The following is a 22,966-nucleotide window of genomic DNA, read 5'->3' as shown; positions in this document are numbered from 1 at the left end:
ACTGCCTTGAGTAAAGCCAGCAGCAAGCGGAGCCGGCGATGCAGACGATCTTCGTGATGGTGAAATGCGATCTGGGCCATGCCTATGATGTGGCAGCCCAGGCGGTGGAGACCATCGAGCAGGTTTCCGAGGTTCACTCGGTATCCGGCCAGTATGATCTGATGATGAAATGCTACCTGCCCGATGGCGAGGATATCGGCCATTTCGTGGTGCATAAGCTGCAGACCATTCCGCGCGTGAAGGACACCTTCACCATCATCACCTTCAAGGCTTTCAGCTAAGCCCCGAATTTCGGCCACCATGGACGGGTCTGTTATCGGCTACGGCTTCGTGCTGCTGGTCGGCCTGCTGGCCGGCGGTATCAGCGGCATTGTCGGCTTCGGCTCCTCGATCATGCTGATGCCGGTGCTGGTTTACCAGTTCGGGCCGAAAGCCGCCGTGCCGATCATGGCGATCACTGCCCTGGCGGCCAATCTCTCGCGCATCCTGCTGTGGTGGCGCGAGATCGACTGGCGCGCCTTCGCCGCCTATACCGTCACCGCCGCACCCGCCGCCGCGCTTGGCGCCCGCACCCTGGTGGCCCTGCCCGGCTTCTGGGTGGATATCGCGCTGGGCTGCTTCTTCATCATCATGGTGCCGCTGCGCCACTGGCTGGCGGCACGCGGCTTCAGGCTGACTTTGTGGCAACTGGCGCTGGCCGGTATTCCCATCGGCTACCTTACCGGCGTGGTGGTTTCCACTGGACCGATCAGCGTGCCGGCCTTCCTCGGCATCGGCCTGGTGAAGGGCGCCTTCCTGGCCACCGAGGCGGCCGGCTCGCTCGGCGTCTATATCGCCAAGGCCGCGGTGTTCCAGGCTTTCGGCGCGCTGCCCTGGGAGATCGTGCTGCAAGGCCTGATCGCCGGTGGCGCGGTGATGGCCGGCAGTTTCCTCGGCAAGCGCTTCGTGCTCAGGCTCTCACCCGATACCTTCCGCTACCTGATGGACGCCGTGATGCTGTTTGCCGGCGGCTTCATGCTGTGGAATGCCTTCAAGTAATCAGGCTGGCGCTCAGCGCTTGCTCATCTTGCGCAAAGCCGGATCGCCGCCGAAACGCTCGATGAAACGCTTGAGCAGCGGCCCGCCCCAATAGCTCACGGTGGAAGCGGTTTCCAGATACGCCGTCTGGTCCTCGGTCAGATTCTTGGTGTCGATATACCAGTCGAGATGCCGCGCCCAATATGGCGCGTAGGTGCGGATCGCCATCACCCAGCGTTCGAACGGCACCCCGGCGCGGTGCATCGCGAAAGTGGTATCGACGCGGGAGAGGATGAACTTCACCTCCTGGCCGCGCCAGGTGAATCTTGAGGGCGTCTTGCTCCAGAATTTCTTGGTGTGGCGGTCGATCACCTCATCCTTCATCGGATAGAAATCCGGGATGTCGTCGATCCGCAGCATCGGTGCCACTGCATCGATGGGCCGCGACGAGCGCAGCACGAATTCGCACATTTCGAGCATGTCGGGCGCTTCCGCAGCAAGCTCGATATCGGGATCGGTGACTACATAATTGCAGGCCGGATGGGTTTCGAAATAGGCCTTCACCGTATCGGCAATGGAATTGAGGTCATCCTGCTGCGACACCTTCTTGCCGGCATGGATCACCGTGGCGCCTTCGGCCTCCAGTTCCTTGAGATAGGCCAGCAGCGGCTCGAAGCTGGAACCGTTATCGTGGATCACCAGATCGATCGGGCGGGATTGGTGGCGGAATGAGGCGATGCTGCGCTTCAACACGCCGAGGCGGTTGAAACTGATGACGAAGATCGGAATCGGCTGCTCGGCCATCGCGGCAAGTCCCCAGGCTTGAACCCTTGAAGCTAGAGCAAAACCCTTAACAAAAAAGGGCGCGGATCACGCCGCGCCCTTTTCTTGCAATATAAGGCCAGGCCGCTTAGCGCGACCACCAGCCCTTTTTCGGCGCCGGCGGCTCGGCCGGCTTGTCCTGGTTGCCATCGGCGGAAACCACCACGGTCTCGAAGACCGGGCCGGTATGCACCGGCTCTGCCGGCACCGGCTTGGGCGCTTCGGGCTGCGGTTCAGGCTGCGCTTCAGCCTGGGGCGCGGCGGCCACTTCGGCCACGGGAGCCATTTCGGCCACGGGAGTCGGAGCAGGTGCGGCCGGCTTTTCAACCACAGGGGCCGGAGCAATAACCGGCGCAGGCTTTGGCGCCGGCGGTTCGTCCAGGTCGATATCCAGCATCGGGCCGCCATCGAGCATGGCGCCAATCGCCGCAGGGGTCAGGAAATCGCCATCCTGCTGGGCGGCATAATCGCGGCGCGGGCGCTCATCCTGGCGCTGCTGCTGCGGCTGGCCACCCTCGGCACCACCTTCCTCACGGCGACGGCGACGGCCACCACGGCGGCCACGGCGGCGGCGGCGCGGCTCATCACCATTGCCTTCACCCTGGCCCTCGCCCTGGCCGGCAGCTTCGCTGCCTTCACCCTCGGCTTCCTCGCCTTCCTCGTCCTCGCCACTGTCGTCACCATCCACGCCCGGCGCGGCACTGGCGGCGGCGAAACTTTCGCCTTCACCATTTTCGGCATCGGCATCGGCTGGCGCGCCATCACCGCGCGCATCTTCGCCCTTGCGGCCACGGCGGCGGCGGCGACGGCGGCGACGGCGGCTGTCGCTATCGCCATTGCCTTCCTCGGCACCCGCGGCTTCGGCCTCGCCTTCGCCCTCGATCAGCTCGGCATCATCTTCCGCCTCGCCTTCCTGGTCGATCAACGCCAGTTCCTCGTTGGCGTTGGCATAGCTGCTCTGCTGCGTGATCGGGCGCGGCGATTCGCTGCGCTGGCTCATCTCGGGCCGCAGCACTTCGCCCGGCTGGCGCGGCTTGCTGCGTTCGATCTTGTAATCCGGCGGCACCAGGGTCGGATCGGCGGCCACCACGATGCGCATGACATAGCGGCGCTCGATATCGGAGATACGCTCGCGCTTGTGGTTCAGCAGGTAGATCGCGACTTCGGTGGGCACCGCAACGACGATCTCGCTGGCGCGGTCGCGGATGCCTTCCTCCTCGATGGCGCGCAGCACCTGCAGAGCGGTGCTCTCGGTGGAACGCACATAGCCACGGCCCTGGCAATGCGGGCAGGGCATGGTCGAGCTTTCGATCAGGCTCGGCCGCAGGCGCTGGCGCGACATTTCGAGCAGGCCGAAACCGGAGATGCGGCCGACCTGGATGCGGGCGCGGTCACCGCGCAGACATTCCTTGAGGCGCTGCTCCACCTTGCGGATGTTGCGGCTGTCCTCCATGTCGATGAAGTCGATCACCACCAGGCCGGCAAGATCGCGCAGACGCAGCTGGCGGGCGATTTCCTCGGCCGCTTCCAGGTTGGTCTTGTAGGCGGTCTCCTCGATATTATGCTCGCGCGTCGACTTGCCCGAGTTGATATCGATCGAGACCAGCGCCTCGGTGGGATTGATCACGATATAGCCGCCGGAGCGCAGTTGCACCGTCGGTGTGAACATGCTGTCGAGCTGCTGCTCCACCTGGTAGCGATGGAACAGCGGGATCTTGTCCTGATACGGGCGCACGCGCTCGGCATGGCTCGGCATCAGCATTTCCATGAAATCGCGCGCCGCCTCGAAGCCCTGCGCGCCTTCCACCAGCACCTCGTCGATATCGTTCGAGTAGAGGTCGCGGATCGAGCGCTTGATCAGATCGGCTTCTTCATAGATCAGCGTCGGCGCGGTGCTTTCCAGCGTACGCTCGCGGATGCTGTCCCAGGTGCGCAACAGGTATTCGAAATCGCGCTTGATCTCCGGCTTGGAACGTTCCATGCCGGCGGTGCGCACGATCACGCCCATGCCAACCGGAATGTCCAGTTCGCTGGTAATCGACTTCAGGCGCTTACGGTCAGCAGGCGAGGAAATCTTGCGGCTGATACCGCCGCCGCGCGCCGTGTTCGGCATCAGCACGCAATAGCGGCCGGCCAGCGACAGATAAGTGGTGAGCGCCGCACCCTTGTTGCCGCGCTCTTCCTTCACCACCTGCACCAGCATGATCTGCCGGCGCTTGATCACTTCCTGGATCTTGTAGCGGCGCGAGAAATGCGTGCGGCGCGGACGACGGACTTCCTCGTCATGGCGGCCTTCGCCGCCGGCTTCGTCATGACGGCCTTCACCACCGGCTTCGTCATGGCGGCCTTCGCCATTCGACTCTTCATGCGCCGGTTCTTCATGGCGCACATCGCCATTGCCGGCTTCGCCAGCGGGGGCTGCTTCAGCCGGGCTTGCGGCATCATCCACGGCAACGGCTTCAGCAACCGGTGCGTCAACAATCTCGGCCTCTGCAGCAGGCGCCTCGACAACCAGCGCTTCAGCAACCGGCGCCGGCGGAATCTCGACATCGACCGGCGCACTGACTTCCGGCGCAGCGCCTTCGGCACGGGCCGGCACATTCCAGTAGGACGGACCAGCAATCGGCTCGACTTTATCGTCGTCGCTCAGGGCCGGACGCGCCGGGGTGATTTCCTCCACCGCGTCATAATCGCCATCCACCGTCTCGATGGTGTCGACGCCATCATGCTCCGCATCATCGAGATGATCGTCGGCGAGGCCTTCGTCACCTTCGGCGGCCTGGGCCTGCTCGTCCAGCGGCGCACCGCCTTCGGCAGCCTGGGCCTGCTGGCCGCCGCGATTGCGGTGGCGACGGCGACGGCGACGGCGTTCTTCGGCCTCGAATTCCTCATCCTCGGCCTGGGCGGCGCGCGCCTCTTCCTCGGCCTGCTGTTCGAGCAGCGCCTGACGGTCGGCGATCGGAATCTGGTAGTAATCCGGATGGATTTCGCCGAAGGCCAGGAAGCCATGGCGGTTGCCGCCATATTCGACGAAAGCGGCCTGCAGCGAGGGCTCCACGCGGGTTACCCGCGCGAGATAGATATTGCCCTTCAATACCTGCTTGGTGGAGGTCTCGTAGTCGAATTCCTCGAGACGGGTCCCCTTCACCACCACGACCCGAGTTTCCTCCAGGTGGGTGGCATCAATCAACATACGCATGCCCATGGGCATATTTCCCGGCGGCGCGGCGCAGCCCGTGCGAATAACAGACGGCGGGCGCCTTTGCTTTTCGAAGCCAGCCTTACCCGAGCATCCGGGTTTGGGCCATGCACCGGCGGCTGCCGCCTGCTCCGACCTGTCCTCTTGTCGCCAGGGTATGGCGCGAGGGCTGGGCCGTTGGCGCGACGGGCGCCGCGTCGCCGATCCGGGGCACTCCAGCCGGCCGACCAGCAACTAATGCCAGGTCCGGCCCGAGCGCTCGCCGTATGATCGGCTACCGGCGTTACCGCCAGCTGGTGCCGCCACCATAAACCGGTGGCCGCTCCGAGGGTTCATACAGATCCGTACTGTCTTGAGCGCGAGGGCCGAGGCCGCCTCGCCTGCAGCCGCCACTCCTTTGGGCAGGCTGTATTTTTAGGCGATCAGGCTCACGATCCGCGCGCCGCCCCTCCGCACCGGTCTAATGAATTAGGCTGGACGAAGCAGGCTGACTCGGATATTCGCGGTTGCGAAAGTACCCTCTTTATCGACAAAGGGACAAGAGGTTTCTTCACCGGGCTTTTACAGGGGTCTGACATTCTCCGCAAGATACTGTTTTTCCTTCTATTTCTATCAAACCTTGGCGCCGCCGAGGCGGCGGCGCAGACCGTTGCCCGGGTGCAGCGGGTGGATCTGAGCCTGAATGCCGGCCTCACCCGCCTGGTGCTGGAGGCCGACCGGCCGCTGCAGGCCCTGGTGCTGAACGAGCCCGGCGGCCTGGATCTGACCCTGAAACTGGAACAGGCGGTATTCGCCACCGGGCCGGCGCAGCGGCTGGCCGCAGGCGTGGTGGAGCGCCTGGAGGTGCCGGCCACCAATGAGCGCGCCGACCGGCTGCGCCTGAGCCTGCTGGATGGCGCCGTGATCGACCGCGCCTTCGCCCTGCCGCCCCAGGGCGGACGCGGCCACCGCCTGGTGATCGACCTGCTGCCGGCCGATCCCGGCGCCTTCGTTGCCGCCTTCGCCCAGCCCCTGCTGCTGCCCGCCGCCATCGTGCCGGTTGCGCCAGCCCCAGCCATGCCGCAGGCCGGCCCGTCAACGGCACCCGGCCGCGACAGCCGCAAGCTGATCGTGCTCGATCCCGGCCATGGCGGCCATGACCCCGGCGCCATCTCCGCCTCCGGGCGCTATGAGAAGGAATTGACCCTGGCGGTGGCCCAGGCACTGGCAAAGAAGCTGCGCGCCACCGGGCGCTACCGGGTGGCGCTGACCCGCGAGCGCGACCAGGCGGTGAAGCTGCTGGACCGGGTGGAATTCGCCCGCCGCCGCGAGGCCGACCTGTTCCTGTCGATCCATGCCGACAGCCTGGCCGCCGACCGCGCCACAAGGGGTGCCAGCATCTACACCCGCGCCGAGGATGCCACCGACCGCGACGCCGAGGCCCTGGCGTTGCGCGAGAACCGCGCCGACCAGCTTGCCGACAGCAGCAATGCCGGCGATGTGGACGATGTGGTGGCGATCCTGATGGACCTGGCCAGCCGCGACACCCGGCGGCTGTCGGGCCGCTTCGCCGGGCTGCTCGCCGCCTCGCTGGCCGAGCGCATCCCGCTACGCCGCAACGGCATGCGGGCGGCGAATTTCCGCGTGCTGGGGGCGCCGGACATCCCCTCGGTGCTGCTGGAACTGGGCTACCTGTCGAATCCGGGCGACGAGGCGCTGCTTTACTCCGAAACCGGCCGGGCACAACTTGCGGACGCAGTGGCGGAAGCCATCGACCGCTATTTCAACGCCGCATCCCTGCCATAATCGGTCTGTACAGAAGGCGCTGGCGGGTCTATGAACCGGCGCCTTCCTTTTCTTTTTCTGCCCCAGGCGGTCCGACATCCCGATGCGGTTGCTGCGTTACTTTTTCGCCCTGCTTTTCCTCGCCCTGCTCGGCAGCCTCGCCGCCGCCGCCGCCGGCCTCTATGGCCTGTGGTATTATGGCCGCGACCTGCCCGACTATCAGCAGCTCGCCAATTACCAGCCGCCGGTCACCACCCGCGTGCATGCCGGCGATGGCCGCCTGATCGCCGAATTCGCCCGCGAACGCCGCCTGTTCGTGCCGATCGCGGCGATGCCGAATTCGGTGATCCAGGCTTTCCTCTCCGCCGAGGACAAGAATTTCTTCTCCCATGCCGGCATCGACCCGGTGGGCATCGCCCGCGCCGTGGTGCAGAACGTGCTGAACGTGGCGCAGAACCGCCGCCCGGTCGGCGCCTCCACCATCACGCAGCAGGTGGCGAAGAATTTCCTGCTCGGCAACGAAGTGTCGCTGAGCCGCAAGGCCAAAGAAGCGATCCTCGCCTTCCGCATCGAGCGCGCCTTCTCAAAAGAGAAGATCCTCGAACTCTATCTCAACGAAATCTATCTCGGTGCCGGCGCCTATGGTGTGGCGGCCGCCGCGCTGACCTATTTCGACAAGTCGCTCTACGACCTGACCATCGCGGAAGCGGCCTATCTCGCCGGCCTGCCCAAGGCGCCGAGCAGCTATCATCCGACGCGCCAGAATGACCGCGCCAAGGCGCGGCGCGACTATGTGATCGACCGCATGCTGGAAGATGCCGTGATCACCCGCGAGGAAGCCAAGGCGGCGCGCGACACGCCGCTGGTGGCGCTGACCCGGCCGGAAACCGAATTCGCCCGCGCCGACTGGTTCGCCGAGGAAGTGCGCCGCTCGCTGGCGCAGCGCTATGGCGACAAGGGACTCTATGAAGGCGGCCTCTCTGTCCGTGCAACCATGGACCCTGTATTGCAAGCTGCCGGCGAGAAGGCGTTGCGCGACGGCCTGGTGGCCTATGACCGCCGTGCCGGCGGCTGGCGCGGGCCGCTGGCCAAGCTGCCGGCCAGCACCGACTGGCGCCTGCGCCTCACCGGCCTGCTGCAACAGCCGGGCACCATACCGCTCGGCGCCATCCTGCCGCCCTGGCGCGTCGCCACGGTGATTTCGGTGGCCAATGATGCCGCCGAGATCGGTTTCGGCGATGGCAGCACCGGCCGCATCGCCTATGCCGACCTGCGCTGGGCGCGGCCGAAGCTGGATACCAGCAACGGCAATACCCATGCGGTGCAGCTCGGTCCGGTGCCGAAAAGCGCCGCTGACGTATTGCAGCCCGGCGACGTGATCATCGCCGATCCGCTGCCGGGCCAGAAGGATGCCTATGCGCTGCGCCAGATCCCGGAAGTCGGCGGCGCCCTGGTGGCGATGGACCCGCATACCGGCCGCGTGCTGGCTCTGGTCGGCGGCTTCGACTTCAAGGTCAGCCAGTTCAACCGCGCCACCCAGGCGATGCGCCAGCCCGGCTCCAGCTTCAAGCCGTTCGTCTACACCGCCGCGCTGGATAGCGGCTTCACGCCCTCCAGTCTCGTGCTCGATGCGCCCTTCGTGCTCGACCAGGGGCCCGGCCTGCCGCTGTGGAAGCCGGGCAACTACACGCGCGAATTCTATGGCCCCTCCACTTTGCGCGTCGGCATCGAGAAGTCGCGCAACCTGATGACCGTGCGCCTGGCGCAGGCCATCGGCATGGAGAAGGTGGTGAGCTATGCCAAGCGCTTCGGCATCGTCGACGACATGCCGAATGTACTGTCGATGTCGCTCGGTGCCGGCGAAACCACGCTGATGAAGCTGACCACCGCCTATGCCGAACTGGTGAATGGCGGCCGCAAGATCGCGCCGACACTGATCGACAAGGTGCAGGACCGCCAGGGCCGCACCATCTTCCGCCATGATGCCCGGCCCTGCGATGCCTGCCGCCCACCGGCCTTCGAGGGCCAGGCCGAGCCGGCCCTGCCCGATCTGCGCGAGGCCGTGCTCGATCCGGTGACCGCCTACCAGATGGTCTCCATGCTGGAAGGCGTGGTGCAGCGTGGCACCGGCGTGCGCCTGCGTGAACTGGGCAAGCCGGTGGCCGGCAAGACCGGCACCAGCAACGACAGCTTCGATACCTGGTTCATGGGTTTCAGCCCCGATCTCGCGGTCGGCGTCTTCGTCGGCTACGACACGCCGCGCGACCTCGGCAAGCGCGAAACCGGCGCCTCGGTGGCGGTGCCGGTGTGGCGCGACTTCATGGCCGAGGCACTCAAAACCCGCCCCGGCATCCAGTTCCGCGTGCCGCCCGGCGTGCGTCTGGTGCGCGTGCAGGCCGATACCGGCCTTCCCGCCCAGCCCGGCGACCGTGGCGTGATCCTGGAAGCCTTCCGCCCCGGCACCGAGCCGACCGGCGAACGCAACGTGCTCGATGGCTCGCTGTATGAGCGCGAAGCAATCAGCGGCGCCGGCGGCAGTGCCGGCGCGGCGCCGACTTCGGGCACCGGCGGGCTGTATTAAGACAAATTTCCCAGGACCGATTTCCTCATGCTTGGGGCCGCTTGACAGGACCCGCCCCGGCCCTTAGAAACCCCTTCGCCCGCCGGTCCTGACCGGCTGTGGCATCCTGGCGGGCGGTTAGCTCAGCGGTAGAGCACAGCATTCACATTGCTGGGGTCGCAGGTTCAATCCCTGCACCGCCCACCATTTCCTGAAAATTCGGCCATTTCCTGAAAAATCAGGGAGTTGTATTGCCTCGGCAGGCGATGCACCAGCACGCGCACCCGGCCGCTCTCAGATCGAGAGCCGTTTGAACAAGGCCTCCGGCAACGCACGGATCACCACCATGATCAGGCGCCAGAGCGGCCCGACATAGATCACGTCATCCTGTTTGCGCCAAGCACGATGAATCGCTCTGGCGACTTGTTCGGGTTCGGCCGTCAGCAATTTGGGCGTCTGCATGCCCTCGGTCATGCGGGTCCGCACGAATCCAGGATTGACGGTAATGACATGGACGCCCTGTCGTGCCAGACGGTTGCGCAGGCCGGAAAGAAAAGCCGTGAAGCCGGCCTTGGCGGAACCGTAGACATAATTGGCGGCACGGCCCCGATCGCCAGCCACCGACGAAACACCAATCAGCGTACCCGAACCACGCTCGGCAAACTTGTTGGCCAATATCCCCAGCATCAAGGCTGGGCCTTCAAAATTGCTGCGCAGGATCATGCTGGCCTGCACAGGATCACGCTCGCTCTGCTGCTGCTGCCCCAGTATGCCAACCATGCTGATGGCAACGTCTGGCAGTGCTGGCAGGCCGGCAACGAAACTTTCGTGTTCCGCGATGTCCAGCGCATCAAACCGATGCAGAGAGACTGTGGCGGCATGGCGAATACGCAGATCGGCAGCCAGGCTTTCCAGGCGCGAGAGATCGCGGGCGGCCAGCATCAACGGATGACCATGGGCGGCAAAGACACGGGCCGTAGCCTGTGCAATATCCGACTTGGCCCCCAGGATCAGGACACGGCACTTGTTCTCGGTCATAGCTCTAACCGCTCGGCAAGGCGCGACGTGAAACGGCTGGCAGCACCGCTGCGATGCCGCAGCGCCTGGAACCGCTCCAGGCCAGCATAGCCCTTGCGCAGCATCGCTGCCGTCATGCGCGCATCCTTCGCCAGATACAGCCGGCCGCCATGATCTGCAACAATGGCATCCAGTTCATTCAACAGGGCCAGGCTGCGTGGGCGCATCGGAAAATCCATCGCCAAAGTATAGCCGGCCATGGGGAACGACAAATCTCCGCCAGGATGATCCCCAAATTGCTTCAGAACTGCCAGGAAAGCCCCCATGCCGGCCCGCGCCACGCTACGCAGCAACTGCCCCAGGCCAGCGGCACTGGCCTCGCCAGGTAATACGCATTGATACTGGAGGAGGCCGCTGCGGCCATAAATCCGGTTCCAATCCGAAAGGCGGTCGAGCGGATAGAAATAGCTTTGCCAATCCACCAGCGCGCTGCCCGGACGCGCCGCGCGGTAATAAACCTCATTGAAGGCACGCAGGCTGAAGCCGTTCAATACCCATTCCGGAAAATTCACCGGCACGGGCACCGACCGCCGGGTTGGCCAGACCAAAGGTGTCGCTCGGCGCGCTGCATCAAGCTCATCAGGCTCCGCGTGCTCGCCCAGATACAGCAGGCAACGCCCGGCATCCGGGCCGGCGGAAAGGCAGTCGATCCAGGCCACGGAATAGGTCCAGTGCCGCGCCGCCTCGATTTGCGCCATGGCCTCAGCAAGATTCGCGCAGCGCATAGTCTGCTGCCGGATCCAGGCCGTGCGAATCGGCTTCAGGCGAAAACTCAGGCTGGAGATAAGTCCGGTGAGGCCCATGCCGCCACATGTCGCCGCGAACAGATCCGCATGCTGGCTGCGCGAGCAACTGACGACAGTACCATCGGCCAGAATCAGTTCCAGGCTTTCCACATGATTGCAAAAAGAGCCGGCACCATGATGATTCTTGCCATGCACATCAGCCGCCACCATGCCACCCAGGGAGACCCACCTGGTGCCAGGTGTAACGGGTGGAAACCAGCCGCGGGGAATGAATATGTCGATCAGGTCACCCAGCAGCAGGCCGCTTTCGGCCACCAGCAAGCCGCTATCGGGTTCAAAGGCGATGATATGATCATGGCCACGGGTGAGCAGCGTTGCCTTTTGATTCAGCGCCGCGTCGCCATAGGAGCGGCCATTGCCGCGAGCGATCAGCGACGGCTCGGTAGTGACGCGCTCGCGCAGCGACGGCAGCCCGGCACCACTAATCACTCGGCAGTCGACATGCGGGTAATTGCCCCAGCCAGCGAGCCTCATGATGCCAAGGTCTCCGGCATGAGATGATTTCCGCTCATTGCAGGCTGCTTGCCGCCACGATGACGGCGCAGAGCAAGGCGGTGATCAAGCTGACCCGGTCCTTGAGCGCGAATACGACAGGATCCTCGTGCATCTGCCCCCGATGTGCGAGCAGCAATATCCTGCTGATCCAATATAGCAGCAGTAAGCATATCAGCCACAGGCCTTCGGGATGCAGATACAGCGCGCTCACCACCGGCGCGTTGACATACAACGCCAGCACCACCACGGCGGCATAGCCCGAAGCTCCCGCCAACACCTCGATCAGTGGCATATCGTCCACCAGGTAGCCTCTGCCAGCAATGGTGGTCTTTCGCCTGCGCGCCCTGGCATCGAGTTCGGTATAGCGCTTGATCAGTGCCAGGCTGAGAAAAAGGAAAAGGCAGAATGCCAGCATCCACGGGGAAATCGGCAGATCCAGCACGACGGCGCCAGCGAAAACGCGAAGCGTGTAAAGACCAGCCAAAGCCATGGCATCAATAATGGCCGTACGTTTCAAATAAAGCGAATATGCCGTGGTCAACAGGAAATACGCGCTGATCAACGCCAGGAAGGGCGCCGAGACGAACACGGCGCTGGCCAGGCCGACAGCAAGCAGGGCCGGACAAAGCAGCGCGGCATGCAGGATGGGAATCGCTCCGCTGGCCAGAGGACGGAGACGCTTACTGTGATGATCGCGGTCGTTGGACAGATCGATCAGGTCGTTCAGCAGGTAGACCGCCGAAGCAACCAGGCAAAAGCCGACAAAGGCTGGCACCAAGCGCAGCAGGCTTTCTGCCGCGATGGCATGGGCAGCAAGCATAGGCAGGAACAGCAAGGTATTCTTGGCCCATTGGTGGGGCCGCAGGGCACGGAGATAATCCCGCGCTTGCGGCACCTCGCCCCGGATCAGCATGGCATCGGGATGTATTGCCCGCAGCTTGCGCTCCAGCTGGGCAGATGGGTTCACCGCATAGGCATGGCGGGCATGGCGCCACACCTCAATATCCGCATCGCTGTCGCCGATATAGTCGAAGCCGCCCGTGCCAAATTGCTCAACCAGCTTCCGCGCCTTGCTGGTACCCGCCAGATTGATCTCCCCCTCCGTGGCAAGGATGCCGTCGAACAGGCCAAGATGCTCAGCGAAGGCCTGCACATGGCGGCGATGCGAGGCCGAGGCCAGTATGATACGGCGCCCGCCGGCCTTCTCGGCACGCAGGAAATCAAGTACGGATTCATTGATCGGAAGCTGTGAGACATCCAGATCCACGGCATCAGCAAGAGCAGTTTTGAGCGCCGCTTTGCCGCGGGCGAGCCAGCCAGGCAACTGGAAAATCCGCAGCGGCTGGAGAGCAAAAAGCTGCACACAACTTTCATGCAGAATATCGCTGCGGATCAGACTGCCATCCAGATCCACCACCAGAGGCACCGCTTCACTGCCGGATTGATTAAGCAGCTCCTGGGTCAATTCCTGGCTTCCGTGTCTGGCGAGCGGCATGGGCCGGTGTCAAAAATGTAAAGCTGATAACGATAGGTCACACCAAGCTTCCAGGTATTTTCATAGTCGAAATTCTCGACATGCAATAGCGTCATTTTCTGTGGCAGTGCGTATTGGCTTTGCCGCCCACCCGGTGCGGTCAAGCCATAAACCAGCAGATGCCGCTCCTTGTCATAAGCCGCGTCGTTGGCCGGCACCTCAACCCCTACCCGCTTGCCACATAAATCAGGAGGAATGGCTCGGACGTCAATAAATTTCACGGCGTTGCCGTTCAGGAACGTCTGCGTATTGGCCAATTCCTCGGAATAGACAATGAGATCAGTCAGCTTCTGTGCCATGGCATAATCCAGCACCTTCGAGAAAGCTACCTGGCTGATACGGTAAGGTATGGTGCTTCCGGCATACAGCAGCGCAACGCCATAAAGCGGGCCCAGAATCCAGCGCCAACGCCAAGGCATTGCCATCAGACAGCAGGCAAGCAGAAGCGCCAACCATGGCAGCGCGATGATTGCCGGATGCAGCCGTATGAAGGGCCCCCCTACAATGCCCTCGAGGGCGAACAGCGCAAACGGCACAAGCGCAAGGATATGTGTCATCCATAATGTGGAAATGTCACTCGCATCGTCAGCCGGGCCGGTACGACGCATATGCCACCACAGGCCGGCAGCCCATATCAACAGGGCGGGAAGCACCGGGAAGAAGCCACCCAGCAGCTTTACAAAAACCTTGATGGCTTCAATCACACCGTTCAAGCCGGTATAGACATTGGCCTGTGCGGCAACCATGTGGCTGCGCCCGAGCAGAAACCACAGCCATGGTACCAGAGCCGCGCCACTGATCGCCAATACGGCAAAGACGGACCAGAATTGCCGATTATCGATCCTGCCGACCAGGCGCAGCCAGAGCGCGAGCGCGCCTATGCCTGCGAGGAAAAACGGACCAATGAAATGCAGGTAATTGAGCCCCGTGCACAGCAGCAGGAAGATCAGCAGGTGATGCCCCCGCCGGCTTTCCAGATAGTGCAGCAGAGATGTCAGCACCAGGATGGTGGTCATTTCGCAAAGCGCATAGGAACGTACCTGATGCGCGTAGTAAATCGAGGCGGGCGAGAACAGGATGATCGAGGCGGCGAGAACTGCGGTTGCCGGATTGGTACGCTGCCAAGCAAGATTGAACAGTAATCCGACCGTCAGCACGGATGGTATTACCGAAAAAAGCCGCAGGCTGAAAAGACTGTCGCCGAAAACCGCAACGAACAGCTTGAGCAGCAGGAAGTAGAGCGGTGGGTGTATATCGCCGCCGAGTTGCTCTATCAGTGCGGCGAAGCTCGACGTTGCTTGCTGCCACGAAAACAGCTCGTCCGCCCACATATCATTGTCGGTGATGCCATGGAACCGCAGCAGGGCCGCAACAGCCAGGAATACAGCCAGCAGCAGGTGCTTGAGCCTGCGATCAGCAACCACGGTTTCAGCCGGAGACATGCTAGCTCCACCCTTAGACCAACACCCATTTGCCACAGACCTGACGGCGTCCGGCATTTTATAGCAAGCCGGGTTCCAGGCAATGTTAGGCCGGACCGGCACCGCGCATGCATTATATTTTCCAACCCTCCGAAGCTGGTGCGCAACCAAATGCCGATTCGCGCGTTGTCTTTCCGCCATGCCAAAAAATCAGCCACCACCACAACAACAGCCACAGCGCCCGAAACGCCGCCGCATCGATCCCGATGATACGGTTGCCGTGGCCGCCGATGATTCCTTCCCCGCCAGCGATCCGCCCGCCTGGATCGAGCTTTCGGTGGGCCGCAAGCGGAAAAAGCCCGCCAAACCGACATCCTCCTGAACGGCTGGGCCTTTTAACGGCTAGCGCGGCAGGCTTGCTTTGGCCGGCATTAGGCCGTTCCATGCTCGCCGCATGACGCTGCTGCTTTGCCATATCCCGAAAACCGCCGGCACCTCGCTGCGCCGCCTGGCCGAGCGCTTCAGCCCGGACGCCGCCTTCGTTTACGAACCGGTGCTGGCGCTGGGCGCGCCGGACCTGGATTTCGCCAAGGCATTCCGCGCCAGGCCGGCGCCGTCCTTGCTGATGGGCCATTTCTCCTACGGCGTGCACCGCCTGCTGGGGCTGGAACCGCGCTATGCCACTGTGCTGCGCGAACCCATTGCCCGGGTGGTGTCGCTGTATCGCTTTCTCAAGATTGATGCCGCCTCGCCTTTCTCCGCGGCGGCGCGCGGCATGAGCCTGCAGGCCTTCATCGCCAGCGGCATCACCGAAATGACCAACAACCATATGTGCCGCATGATCGCCGGCATCCCGCCGGAACCCGGCTGCATCATCACCGACGACTGGCTGCTCGGTCTTGCCCTGCATAACCTGGAGCGGCATTTCGCCCTGGTGGGTACCCTGGAAGCCATGCCCGGCTTCATGGCTTCGCTGGCACAGGCGCTGCACTGGCCGGCAGAGACGCAACTGCCGGCGGAGAATGTCACGACCGGTGAGCGGCCTGACCTTTCCGCCGACGATCTCAGCACCGTCACCGCGCATAACCGCCTCGACATAGAGCTCTACGCCACGGTTTCCCGCCGCCAGGGATAAACCGCCCCGCAGCAGTGCCGCCAAATCATCTTGACGGCGACGTCGCAATAAGTTAATAAAACGATTTAGTAAAACGTTTTACCAAAAACAACAACGAACCACACGGGAAGGAAACTCACATCATGCGCAACAAGCCGCAGCTCTCTCGCCGCGCGTTCCTCGGCACCACCGCCGGCCTTGCCGCCGCCGCCACTTTCGCCGCACCGGCCATCGTGCAGGCGCAATCGCCGATCGCCTTCCGCGTCTCGTCCTCGATGCCGGTGGACCCGAACGCGGCGCATTACATCTGGTTCGAGGAATTCCAGAAGCGCCTCAAGGCCAAGGTGGGCGAGCGCATCCGCCTCGACTATTTCCCCAACGGCCAGCTCGGCAAGGAAGCCGATGTGGTGCAGCAGGTGATCATCGGCTCGGTGGACATGATGATCACCGGCTCCTCGATCTGGGCCACCGCCGTGCCGGAAATCGGCATGCTCGATCTCGGCTTCCTGTTCGATGATTATGTGCATGGCGCCAAGGCACTGGATGCCGGCCTGGGCGATGCGCTGGCCAACCTGATGATGGACCGCAAGGGCGTCGGCGTGCTCGGCTGGGGCTTCCATTTCGGCGCCCGCAGCGTCTACACCCGCGCCAAGGCCGCCGATCTTGCCGGCCTCAAGAGCGTGAAGCTGCGCGTGCTGCCCGCCCCGGCCTTCATCGAAACCTTCAAGCTGATGGGCGCGGTGCCGACCCCGATGCCGATCAACGAGCTTTACACCGGCCTGCAGACCGGCGTGGTGGATGGCTTCGAGCATGATGCCGCCACCGTGCTGTCGAACCGCTTCTATGAAGTGACCAAGTTCTGCCTGCAGACCGATCACCTGTTCAGCCCGATGACCGCCAGCATCGGCAAGCGCGGCCTCGCCAAGGTGCCGAACGACCTGAAGGATGCCTTCCACAGCGCCGCCCGCGAAGCCACCATCGCCGAACGCGCCGTGGCCGACAGCAAGGCCAAGGAAGCGATCAAGGAACTGGAGAAGCTCGGCGTCACCTTCACGCCCTTCCCCGCCGCCGACCGCACCGCCATCGGCAAGCAGATGTCGGATAAGCTCTATGCGCAGTTCGCGGAACAGTATCCGTCCACCAAGCCGCTGTTCCAGATCATCGCCAAGGCACGCGGCTAAGCCTGGCTGGCAGTGACTATCCGGGCCGGCCGGCAGCACCGGCCGGCCCGGCAATCAAAAAAACAAACAGGAACATCGGGTGGGAAACGTATCATGGCGGGAATGACCAGCAATGCGGCGGATGCGCCGCTGCTCTATGCACGCTACGGCATTATCGGCGCAGGCCTGCGCCGCCTGCTCGGCTTCCTCGACTATGCCGCCGGCGTCGCGCTGGCGGTCGATGTGCTGGTGGTCTTCGCCTCGGTGATCTTCCGCTATTTCCTGCATGACCCGGTCGATTGGGCCGAGGAAGTGGCGCGCGCGCTGATGGTGCTGCTGGTATTCTTCGGCGCCGGCACGGCGCTGGGCCGCGGCCAGCATGCCGGCATCGAAGTACTGCACCGCCAGTTCCCCGCCACCTGGCATGACATGCTGGCGCATATCAACCGCTGGATCGTTGCCGGTGTCGCCACCGCGCTGTTCATCACCTCGGTGGCACTGGCCATCGAAAGCCACGACCAGACCACGCCGCTCGGCCTGCCGCATGGCATCTATGCCTATCCGGTGGTGTTCGGCAGCCTGTGCATGACGCTGTTCGCCTGGGCCAACGCGCTGGACGGCAACCGCACCCAGGTGCTGCAGAGTTTCATCGGCTGCGCCTGCGTCGTCGCTGCCATCTATGGCTGGAACCACCTGCTGCCGCAGGCCGCGATCACGCCGCTGCTGCTGCTGCTGTTCGGCTTCCTGCTCAGCGTCATCGTCGGCGTGCCGATCGCCTTCGCCCTGGCCTTCGGCTCGCTGGTCTATTTCCTCGCCGATCCGTCGCTGCCGATGGTGATCTATTCGCAGCAGGTGGCGGCCGGCGCCGATCATTTCGTGCTGCTGGCGATCCCCTTCTTCGTGCTGGCCGGCATCGCCATGGAAGTGAACGGCATGTCGGCCCGCCTGATCGGCCTGCTGCTGCACCTGATGGGCCGGATGCGCGGCGGCATCAACCTGATCATCATCGCCTCGACCGCGATCTTCTCCGGCATCTCCGGCTCCAAGCTGGCCGATATCGCGGCGGTGAGCGGCATCATCATGCCCGCCGTGCGCCGCAGCCGGCAGGATCCCAACGAGGCCGCCGGCCTGCTCGCCTGCACGGCGGTAATGGCGGAAACCATCCCGCCCTGCGTCAACATGATCATCTTCGCCTTCGTCGCCAATATCTCGGTGGCGGGCCTGTTCATGGCCGGCCTGATCCCGGCGGCCCTGCTGGCGCTGCTGCTGGCTGGCGTGGCGATCTGGTTCGGCGGCAAGGTGGACAAGGAACACCTGCAAACTCCCGAACATTCGATGACGCAGCTCATCGTCGGCTCGATCATCTCGCTGCTGATGATCCTGATGATCGGGCGCGGCGTGATGACCGGCATCGCCACCTCGACCGAGATTTCCGCCTTCGCCGTGGTCTATGCCCTGGTGATCGGCGGCGCCGCCTTCCGCGAGTTGACCTGGAAGGCCACCGTGAAGCTGTTCGTACATTCCGCTACCATGTCGGGCAGCATCCTGTTCATTGTCGCGGCGGCTTCCGGCTTCGCCTACGCGCTCACCATCGAGCAGATCCCGACCATGATCACCCAGGTGATGGTCGATTTCGGCCACAAATACGGCAGCATCATGTTCGTGCTGCTGGCTACCGTGGTGATGGTGTTCTTCGGCGCCGTGCTGGAAGGCGCCCCGGCATTGATCATCTTCGGCCCGCTGCTCACGCCCATCGCGGCGCAGCTCGGCGTCAACCCGCTGCATTTCGGCACCGTGATGGTGGTGGCGATGGGCCTCGGCCTGTTCGCGCCGCCGGTCGGCCTCGGCCTCTTCGCCACCTGCGCCATGACCGGCACGCGGGTGGAGGACGTGGCCCGCCCGATGGCGAAATATCTCGCCATTCTGGTGGTCGGCATCGTTATACTGGTGCTGTTCCCGGTCGTGTCCCTCTGGCTGCCGAATCGTCTCGGCATCAACTGATAAAACCGCATGTCCACCATCAACGATGTCGCCAGGCTAGCCGGAGTTTCGATCTCCACCGTCAGCAATGTGCTGAACGGCCGCACCGACCGCATGAGCCGCGAGACATTGCAGCGGGTGGAACAGGCGGTGCGCGAGTTGAACTTCCAGCCGAACCGTACCGCGCGCCAGCTCAAGACCGGCCGCGTGCAGTTGCTCGGCCTGCTGGTGCCTTCCATGGGCAATCCCAGCTATGGCCTGCTGGCGCGCGAGATCGAGGGGGAATCCTGGCGCCGCCATGGCTACCGCGTCATCGTTGCCAATACCTACCGCAAGCCCGAGCATGAGCGCGCCTTCATCGACGATCTGTGGTCGCAGGGCGTGCGCGGCGTGATCGTGATTTCCTCGCTGGCCGATGAAAGCCATTTCGAGGCACCGATCCAGCGCGGCATGGTGGCGGTGAGCTATGACAGCCATGCCCGCCGCGACCGCGAGCCGATCCTGGACTACGTCTCCGCCGATAACGCGGCTGGCGCCAGCCTGGCGGTGGAATACCTGGTTTCGCAGGGTCATCGCCGCATCGCCTTCGTCACCCCCTCTACCTGGACCTTCAGCCGCGCCGAGAAGCGCGATGGCTTCATGGCCGCCGTGCAGAAGGCCGGCATCAAGGGCGTGGTGATCGAAGGCAGCACCGGCTCAAGCTATGTCGATGAGGAAATGGCCGAGCTGGGCCAGAGCCTGGCGGCGCCGCTGGCGCGGCATCCCGAACAGCCGACCGCTGCCGTGGCGATCAACGACATGATGGCGATCGGGCTGACAGCGGGCCTGCGCGAACAGGGCCTCACTGTGCCGCAGGATATGTCGGTGGTGGGCATGGATGGTATTCCGCTCGGCGCCTATACCGCGCCGCGCCTCACCACCATCAAGCTGCCGACGCCGGAACTGGCGCGCACCATGGTGGACCGCATCATGCTGCGCCTTGCCGAGCCGCAGACGCCGCCCGGCGAATTCCGTTTCTCCTCGTCATTGCTGGTGCGCGATTCCGTGGCGCCGCCGCGTGCTGCCGTCAAGCCGGTGCGCAAAAGTGCCAAGGGCTAGACCATGCGCATCCTGCTGACCCACACTCCCGCCGCCCGCAACAACTATTACGGCGATGCCGCCCTGGCCGCACTCAGCCAGCATGGCGAGGTGCTGCTGCACGAAGGCGACGAACCACTGACCACGGCGGCCCTGATCGAACGCGCGCAGGGCTGCGACGTGATCGTTTCCGACCGCCAGACACCCGGCGAAGCAGCGGTATTCGCCGCCCTGCCCGATCTGGCCGCCTTCCTGCGCTGCGCCATGGATATCCGCACCGTTGATCTTGGGGCAGCAAGCAAGGCCGGCGTGCTGGTGACGCGCGCCACCGCGGGCTTCATCGATTCCGTCGCCGAACTCGCCATCGGCCTGATGGTGGATCTGGCGCGCGGCGTGAGCGACGCCGTGCGCGCCTACCGCGCCGGCACGCAGCCGCCGATCCGCATGGGCATACAGCTATCGGCTTCCAGCCTCGGCATCATCGGCTATGGCGCCATCGGCCGGCGCCTGAGCCAGCTGGCCCGCGCGCTCGGCATGCAGGTGCTGGCCTATGATCCCTATCAGCGCATCGACGAGCCGGGCGTGCGCCAGGTGGCGCTGGATGTGCTGCTGTCCCATGCGCGGTTCGTCGTCTGCCTGGCGCCGGCCAATGCCGAAACCGAGAAGCTGATGAACGCCGACCGTTTCGCCGCCATGGCGAGGGGCAGCTATTTCATCAACCTGGCGCGTGGCGAACTGGTGGATGAAGCAGCCCTGCGCGATGCGCTCACCTCGGGCCATCTTGCCGGGGCCGCCATGGATGTCGGCCGCGCACCGGACCAGATGCCGACGCCGTCGCTGGCCGCGCTGCCCAATATGGTGGCGACGCCGCATATCGGCGGCCTGACCCCGGAAGCCGTGGCGCATCAGGCCTTCGACACCGTGACGCAGGTAGCCGCGCTCGCCGCCGGCACGCTGCCGCCGGGCGCGGTGAATCCCGCCGAGGCACACCGCCTCAGCCGTTTCGGCATCAAGACTATTTAAGCAATACGCCTGTTCAGCATGCCGCCATGGCCGGCTCGGCCAGCGGCACCACGATCAGCTTGGCGACACAATCGTGATCCTTGCCGCGCAGCGGCAGGATCAGGCGCTCGGTTGACAGGAACTCCCTGTCCGGCCCCATGAAGGGCGTTTGTGTGACGCTGGCGCGGCGGCTGCTCACCGCTTCATCCATGTAGCGATGCACCAGGCGGATCATGTCGGTATCGCCCAGATCATCAACATACTTGCCGGTTGGGTCGAAACCGAAGCGGTCAACCACTTCGGTACCGACGACGCGGTAGCGGTAGCGCCGGCCATAGCGGCCCTTCGGCGTCTCGATCACATCGAGCAGGATGATCCAGGGCAGCACCGAGGCACCCATGCCACGGGGGTCAAGATCCTCGCGGCACGGCAGCGCGCCGTCCGAGCCGATCTTGCTCGCCCAATAGTCATGCAGCCGGACCAGCCGGGGATCCTTGAGACCAGGAAGCACCATTGCCTCGCCAGCAAATGTGGTGAATTGCGCTGGCATATGGGGCCAATTGACGCCGAAAGCAACGGCTTTTGCACTCCTGCGGCAACTTGTCAGCAGGTGTTGCACCATAGGGGGAATAAGTTGCGCCGTAATTGCCGGAATCATGTCAAAGATTACGAAATGACTCAGTTTTACGCAGTGTTATGCCTGCATGATTGCAGCCTGCTGCGACACCGCGAAAAGCCGGCGCGACCAGCCGAGGCCGAAATTGGCCGCTGCCGAGAGGCTGTAGTTATAGGCATTGCGCTGCGCCAGCATTTCCACCGCCACCGCTCCCGGTTTTTTCGCCGCCAGCGCCGCCAGTGTCTGCGGCCCGATCACGCCATCGGGCTTGGTACCCACCGCCATCTGCAGCCAGCGCGCAGCATTGCCGACCCCGGCATTGACCGCGCTATCGAATGCAACCAGGGCCACCGGCGGCGGCAGGCTGTCGCCTTGCAGCCTGTTCCAATAGTCGCGGCGATAGATCGCCTCGGCATCGGCCAAGCCCAGATTGGGAATATCGAGAGTCGGATAGGCCTTGGCCGAAATGCCGAACTTGGTGCCCTTGAGCTGGCCCTGGTTGGGCGCACCGCCGGTCCAGTTGCCGGGATCATTCGGGTTATCGGTATAGCCACCTTCCACGCCGATCACGAAGCTGAAGCAATCGTCGAACACCGCCATCCTGTGCCCCCTGCTGTTCTGCCAGGGCAGCATAACACACAATACACCTATAGGATGAATATTATCATATTATTCACCAAATAGGATAGTTTTCCGATTTCATTGCCGCGCTGCAGCCTTTGCCATGGTGCCGGCAATCTCAGCCAGGAATTCGTCAAACCGCGCCTCCGGCTTACGCTCCCACAGCGTGCTGATCGGTTCCTTAAGTTTGCTCTCCCAGAGCGGCACATTCACCCCGGGAGCCAGCAATCGCAGGGTAACCGTGAAGACGGTGAAGCAGGCTGAACGACGGCACTGGCTCTGCGCCGACGCAGGCGCAATCACGAGCAGATGGTTCTGAGGATTTACAATGGCAGGGCGGATCGGATTTCCGCGCATGTCAAATTCCACGGCATAGCCCTGCGCCGGCAACCCTTTGGCAGCAAGCAAGGCAGGCAGCTTGTCCACAACGGCATTCCGCAAGCTGTGCTGCTGCGAGGTCATCGTGTCGCGCATGCGGCGCGCCTCGCTGTCGTCACGGACATTGCTCTGGCTCTGCGACAAATCCACGTTGATGAAAACCACATTGAGATCGCTGACCGGGATACGCCCGTCACTTGCGAATACCGGCATGGCAGCGAAAGCCAGCAGCACCAATGCCACACCAAGCCTACGTGTGATAAACCCCATACCAACCCGCTCCCGTATAATTGAGGATCACCAGAAAATCCTCATTACGCGAG

The 22,966-nt window shown here is 63.7% G+C and carries 19 protein-coding genes and 1 tRNA gene; 11 read left to right on the top strand and 9 right to left on the bottom strand.

What is annotated here, in order from left to right:
- The first annotated feature begins 38 nt into the window (after nucleotides 1-38).
- Entirely contained in the window at nucleotides 39-281 is a 243-nt protein-coding gene (locus ACQY7X_RS15865) for an Lrp/AsnC ligand binding domain-containing protein (RefSeq protein ID WP_428246389.1), read from the top strand.
- Between the two features lie 19 nt (nucleotides 282-300).
- Nucleotides 301-1,038, top strand: a complete 738-nt coding sequence (locus tag ACQY7X_RS15860; RefSeq protein WP_428246388.1) for a sulfite exporter TauE/SafE family protein — start codon at nucleotides 301-303, stop codon at nucleotides 1,036-1,038.
- A 12-nt stretch (nucleotides 1,039-1,050) separates the two neighbouring features.
- Here ACQY7X_RS15860 and ACQY7X_RS15855 read toward each other — a convergent pair whose 3' ends face one another.
- Nucleotides 1,051-1,821: a glycosyltransferase family 2 protein gene (locus tag ACQY7X_RS15855; RefSeq protein WP_428246387.1), complete on the bottom strand. Its 771-nt coding sequence runs from the start codon at nucleotides 1,819-1,821 to the stop codon at nucleotides 1,051-1,053.
- Between the two features lie 106 nt (nucleotides 1,822-1,927).
- Nucleotides 1,928-5,044, bottom strand: a complete 3,117-nt coding sequence (locus ACQY7X_RS15850) for an Rne/Rng family ribonuclease (RefSeq protein WP_428246386.1) — start codon at nucleotides 5,042-5,044, stop codon at nucleotides 1,928-1,930.
- 660 nt (nucleotides 5,045-5,704) lie between these two features.
- On the opposite strand from ACQY7X_RS15850, the gene ACQY7X_RS15845 reads away from it, so the two are divergent.
- The 3 genes from ACQY7X_RS15845 (at nucleotide 5,705) to ACQY7X_RS15835 (ending at nucleotide 9,569) form a co-directional block, all read left to right on the top strand.
- Nucleotides 5,705-6,823, top strand: a complete 1,119-nt coding sequence (locus tag ACQY7X_RS15845) for an N-acetylmuramoyl-L-alanine amidase family protein (protein ID WP_428246385.1) — start codon at nucleotides 5,705-5,707, stop codon at nucleotides 6,821-6,823.
- Between the two features lie 82 nt (nucleotides 6,824-6,905).
- Complete coding sequence (locus tag ACQY7X_RS15840) at nucleotides 6,906-9,383, top strand: penicillin-binding protein 1A (RefSeq protein WP_428246384.1); 2,478 nt, start codon at nucleotides 6,906-6,908, stop codon at nucleotides 9,381-9,383.
- A gap of 111 nt (nucleotides 9,384-9,494) precedes the next feature.
- Nucleotides 9,495-9,569 (top strand) — tRNA-Val (locus ACQY7X_RS15835).
- A gap of 87 nt (nucleotides 9,570-9,656) precedes the next feature.
- Here the strand turns inward: ACQY7X_RS15835 and ACQY7X_RS15830 are convergent.
- The 4 genes from ACQY7X_RS15830 to ACQY7X_RS15815 are packed head-to-tail and all read right to left on the bottom strand — an operon-like array spanning nucleotide 9,657 to nucleotide 14,716.
- Nucleotides 9,657-10,400 (bottom strand): SDR family oxidoreductase, encoded by a 744-nt coding sequence (locus ACQY7X_RS15830; RefSeq protein WP_428246383.1) that lies wholly within the window; start codon nucleotides 10,398-10,400, stop codon nucleotides 9,657-9,659.
- Nucleotides 10,397-11,719 carry an FAD-binding protein gene (locus ACQY7X_RS15825; protein WP_428246382.1) on the bottom strand — a complete coding sequence of 441 codons (1,323 nt, stop codon included), beginning with the start codon at nucleotides 11,717-11,719 and terminating at the stop codon, nucleotides 10,397-10,399. Before ACQY7X_RS15825 ends, ACQY7X_RS15830 begins: the two co-directional genes overlap by 4 nt.
- A 34-nt stretch (nucleotides 11,720-11,753) precedes the next feature.
- Nucleotides 11,754-13,235 carry a UbiA family prenyltransferase gene (locus ACQY7X_RS15820; protein WP_428246381.1) on the bottom strand — a complete coding sequence of 494 codons (1,482 nt, stop codon included), beginning with the start codon at nucleotides 13,233-13,235 and terminating at the stop codon, nucleotides 11,754-11,756.
- On the bottom strand, nucleotides 13,202-14,716 hold the full coding sequence (locus ACQY7X_RS15815) for a glycosyltransferase family 39 protein (RefSeq protein ID WP_428246380.1): 1,515 nt from the start codon (nucleotides 14,714-14,716) through the stop codon (nucleotides 13,202-13,204). The genes ACQY7X_RS15820 and ACQY7X_RS15815 overlap by 34 nt, the downstream gene beginning before the upstream one ends.
- 178 nt (nucleotides 14,717-14,894) lie before the next feature.
- Here ACQY7X_RS15815 and ACQY7X_RS15810 point away from each other — a divergent pair, with 178 nt between their 5' ends.
- The 6 genes from ACQY7X_RS15810 to ACQY7X_RS15785 all read left to right on the top strand — a co-directional run bounded on the left by ACQY7X_RS15810 (nucleotide 14,895) and on the right by ACQY7X_RS15785 (nucleotide 21,049).
- Complete coding sequence (locus ACQY7X_RS15810; protein WP_428246379.1) at nucleotides 14,895-15,077, top strand: hypothetical protein; 183 nt, start codon at nucleotides 14,895-14,897, stop codon at nucleotides 15,075-15,077.
- A gap of 72 nt (nucleotides 15,078-15,149) precedes the next feature.
- A complete protein-coding gene (locus tag ACQY7X_RS15805) occupies nucleotides 15,150-15,830 on the top strand; it encodes a hypothetical protein (RefSeq protein WP_428246378.1) in 681 nt (226 codons plus the stop codon).
- Nucleotides 15,831-15,952: 122 nt separating this feature from the next.
- Entirely contained in the window at nucleotides 15,953-16,990 is a 1,038-nt protein-coding gene (locus tag ACQY7X_RS15800; RefSeq protein ID WP_428246377.1) for a TRAP transporter substrate-binding protein, read from the top strand.
- A gap of 93 nt (nucleotides 16,991-17,083) precedes the next feature.
- Entirely contained in the window at nucleotides 17,084-18,970 is a 1,887-nt protein-coding gene (locus ACQY7X_RS15795; protein ID WP_428246376.1) for a TRAP transporter large permease subunit, read from the top strand.
- A 9-nt stretch (nucleotides 18,971-18,979) separates the two neighbouring features.
- Nucleotides 18,980-20,047 (top strand): LacI family DNA-binding transcriptional regulator, encoded by a 1,068-nt coding sequence (locus ACQY7X_RS15790; RefSeq protein ID WP_428246375.1) that lies wholly within the window; start codon nucleotides 18,980-18,982, stop codon nucleotides 20,045-20,047.
- Between the two features lie 3 nt (nucleotides 20,048-20,050).
- Nucleotides 20,051-21,049 (top strand): hydroxyacid dehydrogenase, encoded by a 999-nt coding sequence (locus tag ACQY7X_RS15785; protein ID WP_428246374.1) that lies wholly within the window; start codon nucleotides 20,051-20,053, stop codon nucleotides 21,047-21,049.
- Between the two features lie 13 nt (nucleotides 21,050-21,062).
- Here ACQY7X_RS15785 and ACQY7X_RS15780 read toward each other — a convergent pair whose 3' ends face one another.
- The 3 genes from ACQY7X_RS15780 to ACQY7X_RS15770 all read right to left on the bottom strand — a co-directional run bounded on the left by ACQY7X_RS15780 (nucleotide 21,063) and on the right by ACQY7X_RS15770 (nucleotide 22,886).
- The gene (locus ACQY7X_RS15780; RefSeq protein ID WP_428246373.1) at nucleotides 21,063-21,542 is read right to left on the bottom strand and encodes a PAS domain-containing protein; all 480 of its coding nucleotides are present in this window, start codon (nucleotides 21,540-21,542) and stop codon (nucleotides 21,063-21,065) included.
- Nucleotides 21,543-21,722: 180 nt separating this feature from the next.
- On the bottom strand, nucleotides 21,723-22,244 hold the full coding sequence (locus ACQY7X_RS15775) for a glycoside hydrolase family 108 protein (RefSeq protein ID WP_428246372.1): 522 nt from the start codon (nucleotides 22,242-22,244) through the stop codon (nucleotides 21,723-21,725).
- A 99-nt stretch (nucleotides 22,245-22,343) separates the two neighbouring features.
- The gene (locus ACQY7X_RS15770; protein ID WP_428246371.1) at nucleotides 22,344-22,886 is read right to left on the bottom strand and encodes a hypothetical protein; all 543 of its coding nucleotides are present in this window, start codon (nucleotides 22,884-22,886) and stop codon (nucleotides 22,344-22,346) included.
- Nucleotides 22,887-22,966: the final 80 nt, after the last annotated feature.

The sequence above is a fragment of the Ferrovibrio sp. genome (assembly GCF_965278975.1).
In the GTDB taxonomy this organism is placed as follows: Bacteria; Pseudomonadota; Alphaproteobacteria; order Ferrovibrionales; family Ferrovibrionaceae; genus Ferrovibrio.
This window is presented reverse-complemented; position numbering and strand designations above follow the sequence as displayed.